The 11,785-nt window shown below is 61.1% G+C and carries 10 protein-coding genes; 6 read left to right on the forward strand and 4 right to left on the reverse strand.

What is annotated here, in order from left to right; translation table 11 throughout:
* Nucleotides 1-248 precede the first annotated feature (248 nt).
* From C0Z18_RS31985 to C0Z18_RS32000, 4 genes are all read right to left on the reverse strand, one after another.
* The gene (locus tag C0Z18_RS31985; protein WP_102649475.1) at nucleotides 249-1,646 is read right to left on the reverse strand and encodes an efflux transporter outer membrane subunit; all 1,398 of its coding nucleotides are present in this window, start codon (nucleotides 1,644-1,646) and stop codon (nucleotides 249-251) included.
* A gap of 10 nt (nucleotides 1,647-1,656) precedes the next feature.
* Complete coding sequence (locus C0Z18_RS31990) at nucleotides 1,657-3,231, reverse strand: DHA2 family efflux MFS transporter permease subunit (RefSeq protein WP_102649476.1); 1,575 nt, start codon at nucleotides 3,229-3,231, stop codon at nucleotides 1,657-1,659.
* Nucleotides 3,232-3,244: 13 nt separating this feature from the next.
* Nucleotides 3,245-4,333: an HlyD family secretion protein gene (locus tag C0Z18_RS31995; protein WP_102649477.1), complete on the reverse strand. Its 1,089-nt coding sequence runs from the start codon at nucleotides 4,331-4,333 to the stop codon at nucleotides 3,245-3,247.
* 291 nt (nucleotides 4,334-4,624) lie between these two features.
* A complete protein-coding gene (locus tag C0Z18_RS32000) occupies nucleotides 4,625-5,533 on the reverse strand; it encodes a LysR family transcriptional regulator (RefSeq protein WP_102649478.1) in 909 nt (302 codons plus the stop codon).
* Nucleotides 5,534-5,946: 413 nt separating this feature from the next.
* On the opposite strand from C0Z18_RS32000, the gene C0Z18_RS32005 reads away from it, so the two are divergent.
* The 6 genes from C0Z18_RS32005 to C0Z18_RS32030 all read left to right on the forward strand — a co-directional run bounded on the left by C0Z18_RS32005 (nucleotide 5,947) and on the right by C0Z18_RS32030 (nucleotide 11,460).
* On the forward strand, nucleotides 5,947-6,879 hold the full coding sequence (locus C0Z18_RS32005) for a helix-turn-helix domain-containing protein (RefSeq protein WP_158244348.1): 933 nt from the start codon (nucleotides 5,947-5,949) through the stop codon (nucleotides 6,877-6,879).
* A 178-nt stretch (nucleotides 6,880-7,057) separates the two neighbouring features.
* Entirely contained in the window at nucleotides 7,058-7,948 is an 891-nt protein-coding gene (locus C0Z18_RS32010) for an MBL fold metallo-hydrolase (protein ID WP_199189605.1), read from the forward strand.
* A 134-nt stretch (nucleotides 7,949-8,082) separates the two neighbouring features.
* Nucleotides 8,083-8,547 carry a TIGR01244 family sulfur transferase gene (locus C0Z18_RS32015; RefSeq protein ID WP_102649481.1) on the forward strand — a complete coding sequence of 155 codons (465 nt, stop codon included), beginning with the start codon at nucleotides 8,083-8,085 and terminating at the stop codon, nucleotides 8,545-8,547.
* Between the two features lie 42 nt (nucleotides 8,548-8,589).
* Nucleotides 8,590-9,492, forward strand: a complete 903-nt coding sequence (locus C0Z18_RS32020; protein ID WP_102649482.1) for an alpha/beta fold hydrolase — start codon at nucleotides 8,590-8,592, stop codon at nucleotides 9,490-9,492.
* Nucleotides 9,493-9,560: 68 nt separating this feature from the next.
* Nucleotides 9,561-10,373 (forward strand): oxidoreductase, encoded by an 813-nt coding sequence (locus C0Z18_RS32025; protein ID WP_102649483.1) that lies wholly within the window; start codon nucleotides 9,561-9,563, stop codon nucleotides 10,371-10,373.
* 121 nt (nucleotides 10,374-10,494) lie between these two features.
* Nucleotides 10,495-11,460: an alpha/beta hydrolase gene (locus C0Z18_RS32030; RefSeq protein ID WP_102649484.1), complete on the forward strand. Its 966-nt coding sequence runs from the start codon at nucleotides 10,495-10,497 to the stop codon at nucleotides 11,458-11,460.
* Nucleotides 11,461-11,785: the final 325 nt, after the last annotated feature.

The following is an 11,785-nucleotide window of genomic DNA, read 5'->3' on the forward strand; positions in this document are numbered from 1 at the left end:
CCGTATCGACTCGATGAACTCGCTCGGGCTGTGCGGAATGCGCTGGCACGCGCGGGCGACACGTCGGGCTAGCTGATTCCTATTGGCGACGAGTGCCACAGAGGGGCACACTGACAAATCTCGGCCACGACCCGCCGGTCGAGGTTGCCATCCAATTTGAATAGCCAAGGTCTCGTCCGCCCCCGTTCAATGGCCGGTTTCCGGCGAGCAAATTGCCCGTGGCACTGCCTCAACCTGAAGCACATTGGTTACTCGTTGCTACTCCATCCGCCGCCGAGTGACCGATATAGCGCAACCGCCGACAATGCACGCTCACGTCGCGCCTGGTTGAGTGCATCCGAATCGCGTAAGTAGACCTCCTGCGCCGACAGCACGTCGAGAAAATCCGTCGCGCCGCCTTTGTAGAGTTGGTTCGATAGATCGAGCGCCTTATGCGACGACGCAAGCGCGCTGGTCAGACGGCGTGTTGAATCGGCGGTGCTGACCAGATTGGCTCGCGAGTCCTCGACTTCGCGGAGCGCCTGCAGCATCGTCTGCCTCAATTCGAACTCTGATTCGCGCATTTGGCTCTCGCGTCTGGCGATGCCGGCTGTAATTCGCCCTGCGTTGAAGATGGGGCTGGTTGCACTAAGCGCCGCGCTAAACAGGTTGTCGGTGAGGGTAGGCAACCCAAGATACGATGCCGCGAGAACTCCGTCAGTGAGGTTCAACGAGAACTTCGGATAACGCTGTGCCTTCGCGACGCCAACCTCTGCCGCGCGGCGTTCGACTTGCGCATACGCGCTCAATACGTCGGGACGGCGCAGTAGCGCCTGGGACGGCATCGTTCGTGGCACACCGTCAGCAGGCGCTGGGATGTCGCCCGCTTGCTTTAGCACGAGGCGGTCGACTGATTCTGGCGTGCGCCCGGAGTAGACGGCGATCAGATTGAGCTGATGCTCGATCTGCGCCTGCGTTGCCGGAATGCGCGCCTCGAGCACGTCGAGCTGGTTTTGCGCACGCGTAACGTCGAGCTCGGTTGAGAGCCCGAACGCTAACCGCTTGCGCGTCAGTTCGAGCGCCCGCCGCCGGATCTGAACGTTGTCCTTCAAGATGCGCAGCGTCTGCTGCGCCCATCGCAGATCGACGTAGGCCGATGCGGTGTCCGCCGCCAGCGCAAGACGTATCGCATCGAGCGTGTGTTTCTGCCCCATCAGTCCGGCTTTTGCCTGCAGCATATCGAGCCTTTCCCCACCGAAGACGTCCGGCGACCAGCTTAGGGCGAGACCGACGCCCGCCTGTTTTACATAGCCGACCGGGGGCGGGGTGTTCTGCCGCCTGTCGACGGCTTGCGCGGTTGCATCGAGTTCCGGTAGCAGAGCCGCGCGCTTCTCCACCGTCAGCGTTTCGGCTTGTTTCACCCGTTCGCCGGCTGCCTGTACATCGAGGTTCCCATGGAGGACCGTCGCGATCAATTGGTCAAGCACGGGATCGCGAAACCGCGCCCACCAGGCGGAGGCGTCGACGTCGGGAAGCGGCACCTTTATATCCCACGTGGTGGGCGCGATCGATTCGACCGACTCGGGCAGCGTGTGGTGCATTGCCGGCTGAACGGCACAGCCCGTGGCGAGCACGCTGACGGCAGCGGCAACAAACAGCTTTTTCATGGCGGTTCTCTCAATGCGCGTCCGGTGGCGGCGCGGTCAACAAAATCGGTTTGGAAAACATGACCGCGACAAGCGCGACGACGAAACAGAGCGACAGCGCATAGAACGTGTCGGCGAACGTAAGAGTCAGCGCTTCGCGATAGATAAGGTGGTGCAGATTGGCGAGTCCGGCTTGAGCGGCGTCTAACGTATCGCCGGCGACGCTCGACCAGTACGAGCTCTGCTGGCTCAGAAGCGTCTCGACTTGCGGTTGGCCAACGCGCACGTGCTCGTTCAGGCGCAGGTAATGGAAGTTCAGCCGGTCGTTAAGCATCGTTGCACTCACCGCAATGCCGATCGCACCGCCCAGGTTGCGCATGAGGTTGAACAGACCGCTCGCCGACTTGAGCCGGGACTGCGGCAACGCGCCGAGCGACATGGTGACGATCGGCGGAATGCTGAACTGCTGGCCGATTCCGCGCAGGGCCTGCGGCAGCAGCAGTTGCTGCCAGCCCCATTCGTGCGTGATCGGTGTGTACAAGTAGCATCCGAGGCCGAAGCAGATCAGGCCGAAGACCAGTAACACACGCATGCTCACAAATCGCGACGCAATCGCATACGCCCCGAGCGCGAGCATTTGGAATACACCGACCGACAACAGCGCGATCCCGATCTGTAGCGAGCTGAGACCGCGCACCTGCGCAAGAAACAGCGGGGTCAGGAAGACGGTCACGAAGATGCCGATCCCCGTCACGAAGGACAGTAAGCTGCCGATGCCGAAATTGCGGACGGCAAGGGCGCGAAGATCGACGATCGCGTCTTCCGCGGTGAGCGCGTGGACGATGAACAGAAATCCGCAGACCGCGGAGATCCATGCGCAGGCGACTATTACATGGTCGCCAAACCAATTCTTGCGGGGGCCTTCTTCAAGGACGTATTCGAGGCACCCGAGAAACCCGGACATTAGCGCGATGCCTAGATAGTCGCCGCGCTTGACGAGCTTGAGGTCAGGTGTGTCGACATGTACGAAGCGCGGCACAAGGGCGGCGACGATGACACCGGGAATGACGTTCAGGTAGAACAGCCAGTGCCACGACCATTGAGCCGTGATCCAGCCGCCGATCACCGGGCCGACTGCGGGTGCAAGCGAGGCTAGCGCACCGATCGTTGTCGACGCCACGAGCCGCTGCTTGCCGGGGAACAAGACGAACGCCGTTGTGAACACGGTTGGAATCATTGCGGCCCCGAGGGCGCCTTGCATGCCGCGAAAGAGAATCATCGAGTTGATGTCCCATGCGAGGCCGCACAGCATGCTCGTGACGGTGAAACCGACCGCCGACGCCACGAAGAGCCAGCGCGTTGACAGCACCTTCGACAGCCAGCCCGACATCGGGATCACGATGATTTCGGCGATCAGGTACGCAGTCTGCACCCACGACAGCTCGTCTTGGCTGGCCGATAGCCCTCCGCCGATATCGCGCAGTGAGGATGCAACGATTTGAATGTCCAGCGTGGCCATGAAAAATCCAACGCACATCAGCGCGAACGCGAATACGCGCTGTTTCATCGGTTGTGATGCCGGATCGTCGAAGAAAGCGGTGGTCATGTTCGGCTCCGTCTCAGCGCGTGCGGTCTGTGTGGACAGTCACGACTGCGGACAGCCCGGCGCGCAGCACTTTGGCCAATCCAGGCTGCGGGTCAAGATACACTCGCACCGGCACACGCTGCACGATCTTGGTGAAATTGCCGGTCGCATTCTCCGCGGGCAAGACGCTAAAGGTTGCGCCCGTCGCAGGCGCGAGGCTGTCGACTCGCCCGTGCAAGCTCGAGCTCGATGAATCCAGCGAGACGTCGGCACGATCGCCCGCATGCATTTGCTTCAGTTGATCTTCTTTGAAATTCGCATCGATCCAAAGGCCCGATGCCGGTACGATCGTCAACAGCGGGGCACCGACTTTCGCGAGCATACCGAGCCGACTCGTGCGGTTGCCGACGTAACCGTCTACCGGCGAGCGGATCGTGGTGTATTCGACATTCAGCGCCGCGACTTCTTTCGCGGCGAGCGCGATCTTGACACGCGCACTGGCGTCGGCGAGCTGCGCACCGAGCACGTCCAACTGGCGTTGTCCCGCGAGTAGGGCGGCGTCGCTTCGCGCGACCCCCGCTTTCGCCTTGGCGTAGTCGGCATCCGCCCGCTCGACGATCTGATTCGACACCGCCTCCGAGACAACGAGCTCGCGATATCGCACCTTGTCCGAGCTGGCACGGGACAATTCAGCCGCTGACGCACTCCGGTCGGCCACACGCTGGCGAATTACCGCCAATTGAAGGCGCTGCTTGGCCTCGAGTTCGGCCACGGCCGCGCGAGCGCTGTCGACTTCAGCGTTCGCCTTCGCAAGCTTCGCGTCGTAGTCACGCGCATCGAGACGGACCAGCACGTCGCCCGCCTTGACGCGCTGGTTGTCGGCTACAAGGATACGATCGACGAAGCCATCGACCTTTGGTGCGAGGACCGTGACGTCGCCACCAACGTACGCATCGTCCGTCGTTTGCTCGAAACGCAACACCAAATCCCAATAGAGTGCCGCCGTCGCTACCACGGCTACTACGGCAAGTACTGAGATCGCCATCCACGGAACGCGGCGGCGCCGCACTATATCGGCGGCTGGCGCCGTCTCTCGAGAGGCGGAAGTTTGTGTCGTATCCATCGCTTCACCTGTTTAAATGCGCTGATCAAATCGAGCGGCGCGGTGCGCCGATCGCGGGATTGCCTTGCCGTTCCAGTAGCTGGTGCGTGACCCGGAATAGCTCGTCTCTGAACTCTGCGACTTCGGATGGACCGACGCGCCACTCGAATGCGTTTAGCAGTCGTCACATGCTAGATGGGGGGCGACGCACAAGCGATGCCGGTAGAACGATGAGATTGATGCGGTGACCGTATCAATCGGGTGCGGGGGAATGGATGTGCGAGGCCGATGTCAGCCACGCGTTGAAAGCGCTTACCGCGGTGGCTGGTCGCTTTCGCTATAAGCTGTCGCATAGTCGATGAACGCCTTGACCTTTGCTGGCAGAAGCGCGCGGTTCGCGTATGCAAGCTTGATTTCGACAAACGCGTCGACGAGATCGACGTCCTCGAGTATTTGCACGAGCGCCCCCGACGCCAGTTCACCCTCGACGAGCCCTCGCGGGACGATGCCGATTCCGAGGTGGCGCGCTACCATCTCGCGGTTGAATACGGGGCTGTTGGAGGAGACATCGAACCGGTACGGCACGGACAGCGTTTCGCCCTCGTGACGGAACGTGAGCGCTGGGCGACGGAGCGACGGCGACATCGGAACGAATAGGTGATCGGCTAGTGCGTCTGGAACAGTGGGGCAGCCGTGCGCGCGCAGATAATCGGGCGTCGCGACGATGACAAAAGGAATGCGCTCAAGCAAACGGACGACAGTCGATTCGCTTGTGAGCATGTACGGTACGACGATACCGACGTCGTAGCCCTCGCCGACGAGATCCACCGGACGCTCCGTGAGCGTCACATCGAGGCGCACTTTCGGGTAGGCAGCCTTGAAGCCCGCGATAAGCGGTACCAGCCGATTGAGTGTGGCGCTCGTGTGTGCCACAAGCCGCAGTAAGCCATCCGGCTTTCGCGTGTGCGTGACTGTCTCGGCTTCGAGCGCATCGAGTTCGTCGAGCACCGCCGCCGACCGTTCGTAGATTCGTTCGGCTGCCTCGGTCGGAGAAACTTGCCGCGTAGTACGGTGCAGCAGGCGGCAGCCAAAACGCGCTTCTAACTCGGCGATCGCACGCGATACGACGGGAGGGGCAACCCCGTGAATGTCGGCGGCGCGCGTGAAGCTGCGCTGTTCGACCACGGAGAGGAAGAGCCGCAGTTTATCAAGATAGTCCATGTGGTTGTCTCGCGGCGGCTTTCGTCGCGCTTGAAGGATGCGACGAGGCTTGGGTTGACGCTGTGCTTTCAACAGGGCGCGGGCGTCGGTGCGATAGAGGTTTGCTTCGACGTATGGGCATAGTATCCAAGCCTATTGACGCGATCTTGGACAAACCCACGGTCCGATGGACGAAACGTGGGAGAGGGGATACCTCAATTAAGAACATGCCGAGGCTTACCGTCAGCAACCGGAGAGTCTCCCGTCCTTCGGTCGAAAACGCTGGTGCCGGTGCTGCCACAGAAGATAAATTTGATTGCGCTAAGCTACTCTCCTGCCATTCAAATTTTCTGCGAGGCCACGGTGGAAACATCGGCAGAAGCAGCAGTACCAACACCGGCACTCCGATATCACGGGAAATGGATATGAGGGAAATGAATCCAGCTGACAACGGGCCGCATTCATTTGAAGCGACCCTTGCGAAGAGCTTTTCCCTACAGAATGTACCGACGCTGCGGGCTGGCGTGGCAGCGCTGGCGCCTCCTGTCATGTTTTCGAGGTTGATCAACGACTGCCCTCAGCCTGGCCGCTCGCTCGCTCCGAAACCGGAAGAAGCATTTGTCTTTCAGGTGCCGCTCATTGCCAACCTCGACCCCGATATTCGTTACTCGGGCAAGCGGATCGCACGTTCAGCGGACGCAGGCATGCCTGGCTGGTCCTGCCTGCTGGACTTGCGCGATGGTCCCACACGCCGGCTGGACAAGCCGTTCGACAACATGCGGCTGTATATCTCGCAGCGCACGATCGACGAATTTGTGTATCAAAAGGGTCGGCGCCGTATCCACGGCCTCGTGCAGCAGGGCTTCGGTGAATGGGACGCTGTGCTGTATCGCTTTTCTCAGACATTAGTGCCCATTCTGCAGCAGCCCTGCGAGGTCAATACGCTGTTCGTCGATGCGCTGGCCATCGCGTTTTGCGAGCACGTGATAGCCCGCTATGGCGCTAGCGTCGCTTCAGGGCCCGTCCAGCGGCCCAAGCTCGCACCCTGGCAGATGCAGCGCATAGCCGATTTCCTGGAGGCGAACCTGAACGGCAATCCATCCATTCTGGATCTCGCCAGCCAATGCGGTCTTTCCGCGAGCTACTTCGCCGAAGCCTTCAAACAGACATCCGGGATCTCGCCGCATCAATGGCTACTTTTGCGCAGGATCGATCGCGCGAAATCGCAACTGCGCGGTACGGACGCGAGTCTTTCCGCCATCGCAGCCGACTGCGGCTTTTTTGATCAGAGTCATTTTTCTCGGGTGTTCGTCCGTCTCGTAGGATGCAGACCTAAGGATTGGCGGCTACAACACCGCTCGCGCTGACGCAACCGTTGGCGCGTTCCCTCCCGCTCGTCAACTCGTATCGCCAGGCGAATATCCGCGTTTTGTCCATCGCTCCGGTGCTTTATCCAAGACCGGGCCGCCTCGCTCAGGTACGCTGCAACCACTTCGAGCTGGGGGGAAAATCTTGGATCAGCCGCTTGAAACGGCGTCGGCCAACATTGCCAAGACGCGCGCCGGCAAACGCAATGCACCGATCGTCCGTTCGTTCTTCGACGAGGACACGTGCACAGCAAGCTATGTCATCCAAGATCCCGTCACACTGACGGCGGCCGTTGTCGACTCTGTTCTGGACTTCGATGCGCCTGCAGGCCGGACCTCGACACGGTCAGCGCAAGCAATCGTCGACTATGTCGAGTCGGAGGGACTTTCGATCGAATGGCTGCTAGAGACGCACGCGCATGCGGACCATTTCACCGCTGCACCTTTTTTGCAGGCGCAGGTGGGCGGCAAGATCGCCATCGGGCGAGGCATCACGGCCGTCCAGCAGATCTTCGGCGACATTTTCAATTCCGAACCCGAGTTCAAGCGAGACGGATCGCAGTTCGATCACCTGTTTGACGACGGCGAATTGTTCACGATCGGGGCGCTGGAGTGCACCGTTCTTAACGTTCCGGGCCACACACCAGCGGACGTGGCGTATGTGATTGGCGACGCCGTGTTTTGCGGCGACACGCTTTTCATGCCGGACTATGGAACCGCGCGAGCAGATTTTCCCGGCGGCGATGCAGGCCAGCTCTTTCGCTCGATTCGGCGGCTGCTCAGCCTACCCGACGGGGCGCGGCTCTTTCTTTGTCATGACTACAAGGCTCCGGGGCGTGACAGTTATGCCTGGGAAACGACGATTGGCGCGGAACGTATGGCGAATGTGCATGCTCGAGAAGGCATCACAGAAGGCGAGTTCGTTGCCGCACGTAACGCGCGCGATGCAACATTAGCGGTACCCAAGCTGATCCTTCCGGCAATTCAGGTAAACATGCGCGGCGGCGCACTACCGCGCGTGGAAAGCAATGGCCGACGCTATCTCAGGATTCCGTTGGATACGATCTGATCAGTTCGACGAGCGGGCAGGCGACGCCCACGCTCCAATCGCGAAGTGCCCCGATGCGCCGGCCTAAGCGAATGCGCGTGGTTTCTTTCGCCCGTCCACTTGCTCCCTTCCACGAATCACCCACAAGGATCGCGATGAACCCCAAAGAGCTTGTGCCGAACCTCTCGATCAGTCCGCAACTGAGCATTGCCGATATCGCGGAGGCAAAGGCGCGAGGTTTTCTCTCCGTCATCGTCAACCGTCCCGACGCCGAGGAGCCGGGCCAGCCCACCATCGCCGAGATGCGTGAGGCTGCCCGCACGGCCGGGCTCGGTTTCGCGGCAATTCCCATTGTGCCTGGAAAAGCCACAGTTGAGGACGCCGCAAAGTTTTCGTCGGCTCTCGGTGCGTTGGATGGCCCCGTGATCGCGTATTGCCGCACCGGTGTACGGGCCGCCACGCTATGGGCGCTCTCTGCCGGCGCGTCGATCGAGCCTGACGAGCTTTTGCAACGGATTGCCGCTGCAGGCTACGACCTGAGCGGCCTACGTCCTCGCCTTGAAGCACTTTACGGAAGCGATCAACCAAGCGGCAAACCCGATGCCGGCAAACACCGATAGCGTTGCGCCGCGCAATGCGTCGTGTGCCCTACCCAGACCAAAATGGAGAAGTTCGAAATGACATCCACGTACCCCGCCCTGCCGCAATTCGCGGAGCATCGCATCAAGCGTGACAGTGGCAGTGTCTATGCCCGCGACTTCGCAGGCAGTGGTCCCGCCTTCGTCGTGCTGCACGGCTTTCCTGACGACTCGCACATCTACGACCTGCTCATTCCGCGCCTCGTTTCCGCCGGCCGACGCGTGGTCGCCGTCGACTTCCTCGGCTTTGGCGGGTCCGATAAGCCCGTCGGCGCGCAATATAGCTTCCCGCAACAGTTGGCCGATCTCGAAGCGGTCGCCGAGGCACTCGCGCTCGATCGGATCATTCCCGTCGGCCATGATGCCGGTGGACCCGCAGCCATCAACTTCTCGCTGAAGCACCCCGACCGCACGAGCGCCGTAGTGGTGATGAACGCTTTCTACGGCGATGCGCCTGGCCTGCGGGTGCCTGAACTGATCGAGCTCTTTTCGAACAGGGAATTGCGAAAGTTGGCGATGCACTTTTTGCAAAGCCCACAGCAGTTTGCGTGGCTCATTGATTTTCAGCGAAACCTGCTTCAGCACGGCCTGACCGATGAGCAGAAAGTGAACTATTTTGAGTTCCTCGGCCCTGTCATCGACAACAACTTTCGCCAACAGCCGAGCGCAGCCATGGCATTCGCGCAGATGACGTCTCAACTGCATGAAGAGGTGGCGGCGAACACGGCTCGGTTAGTCGATTTCAGGCGCTCCGGGGTTCCCGTCCATCTCATCTGGGGCAATGCAGATCCTTATCTCCACGTGAGCGTTGCTCAACACATGCAGTCGCAGGGGCGGAACGTCTCGCTTCACGCGCTGGATGCGGGGCACTGGCCCCAGATCGACGCCGCCGAAGAAGTCGCGCAAATCATGCTCTGCGTGCGCTGAACCCTAATTGCCGCTCGCTGTGGGCTACCGGCAGAGGTCTTGGGGGTGCCGGATGTACTGGAGAGAACATGAAGAATGAAGGTACTGTAGTGTTGGTTACAGGGGCGTCCTCTGGCATTGGCGACGCAACGGCACGAACGCTGGCTGGCGCTGGATACCGTGTGTTCGGGGGCGTTCGGAGACCCGAAGCTGCTGCGACGGCGCCCGGCGTCGAGTACGTTCGAATGGACGTGCAAGACGATGCATCGGTCGCAGCGGCCGTGAGCAAGGTGATTGAGAAAGCCGGGCGAATCGACATTGTGATCAACAACGCTGGCGTTTCGCTGGTTGGCCCTGTCGAAGCCACCAGCGACGCCGAGGCGCATGCACTGTTCGATGTCAACGTGTTCGGTGTGCTGCGGGTCACGAGGGCCGTCTTGCCCTCGATGCGCAACAATCGCCGCGGCCTCGTCGTCAATATCAGTTCAGTGCTGGGCTTCCTGCCTGCTCCATTCATGGGTCTATACGCGAGCAGCAAGCACGCATTAGAGGGGCTCTCGGAGTCGCTCGACCACGAGGTGCGGGCTTTCGGCGTGCGAGTCGTGCTGGTCGAGCCGAGCTTTAGTCGCACGAATCTGGACATAAACGCGACGCAGACCCAGGTCATGCTCGACGAATACGCTAGCGCTTACACCCAGAGCGTCAACGCCGTGCGGCAGCAAATCAGCGACGCGCCGCCGCCCGAGACGGTGGCAAACAAAATCCTGTCGATCGTTCGCGGCGCTTACCGGCTGAGACAACCTGCGGACGGCAGGGCGAGGTTACTGAGCTTCTTGCGTCGCTTCGCGCCGTCTGCACAGGTCGACAAGAGCTTGAGGCGAGCATTCGGTCTTCAGTCTTGAGTAAATCGCAGCACTCCGTATAGCCGCCCTTGCGCGAAGGCGGCTTGGGGCCGCGGGAGCGTGCCATCGGCCGCTCGACATCGGGTCGCAAGCACCTCAACCGTACCGAAAGGAGATCAGGATGAATCCGCAAGCCACGTCGAGCACCCCCAGTACCGCAACGGTCCGCTTCCTCGAAGCCGTCAACAGCGGCAGCGGCCCGGCAATCGAGACCCTCACGCCCTCCGAAGCACGCGAGGTCCTGACAGGGGCGCAGCGGAGCGTAGAGGTCGACGTTTCAGGCATCGACGTCACTCGCCGCGTGGTCGAACAAGACGGTCTAAACTTATCGCTCGTCATCGTCAAGCCGCAGCATGCCGGCGGTGTGCTGCCGGTGTTTATGTTCTTCCACGGCGGCGGCTGGATTCTCGGGGATTATCCGACGCACGAGCGTCTCGTGCGCGACCTCGTCGTTCAATCGGGCGCGGCCGCCGCGTTCGTCGAATACACGCCTTCGCCTGAGGCCCGCTTCCCGGTTGCGATCAACGAGGCCTACGCCGCAACGAAGTGGGTCGCCGCGCATGGCGGGGAAATCGGCGTCGATGGAGCGCGGCTGGCGGTTGTCGGCAACAGCGTGGGCGGCAACATGGCCGCGGTCGTCAGCCAGATGGCGAAAGACCGTCAAGGCCCTGCGATCCGGTTCCAGGGCCTCATGTGGCCGGTGATGGACCACGCATTCGAGAACGCTTCCTTTGACGCTTTCGCTAACGGCTTTTTTCTGAGCCGTGCGATGATGAAATGGTTCTGGAATGCATACACGACCGATGCAGGCGAGCGCAATCAGCGCTACGCATCACCGCTGCGCGCCACGCTCGACGAGTTAAAGGGCTTGCCGCCCGCGCTGATCCAGACGGCGCAGTTCGACGTGCTACGCGACGAGGGCGAAGCCTATGGATATCGGCTCGACCTGGCAGGCAACGACGTGACGACGACCCAATACAAAGGCACGATCCACGACTTCGGCTTGCTCAACGTCCTGGCCGCTGATGCCCCGACACGCACCGCCATGCAGCAGATGGCAGCCGCATTGAAGACGCGGCTGCAATAAAAGCTTAAGGTCGCCGACGGCCGCTTTATGGCGCTCTAGTTCGCAAAACCTGGATTCGACCGTCTGACCGCTTTGGAGAAGGTCGTCTGACCGGAGTGGGTCGGGAGTACGCGCTGCCGAATGGCCGCTTGCGGGCCGCTGAATTCCAATGACCGCTTCCGAGCGATGAGTTTGCGGAGTGGACTGACGCAGCCCGACCGAGGCTGTGTGAAAACGTAGTCATCGCCTAAACTGAATCAACGCATCGACCGCCGGGTGACTCATGAAGCGATTCGTTGAAGGCGATGACCGCAAGCAGGTTTCACTTCTGCCCGAATGCCTCGAT

Origin of the sequence: Trinickia dabaoshanensis (assembly GCF_002879885.1) — a bacterium.
GTDB classification, from domain to species: domain Bacteria; phylum Pseudomonadota; class Gammaproteobacteria; order Burkholderiales; family Burkholderiaceae; genus Trinickia; species Trinickia dabaoshanensis.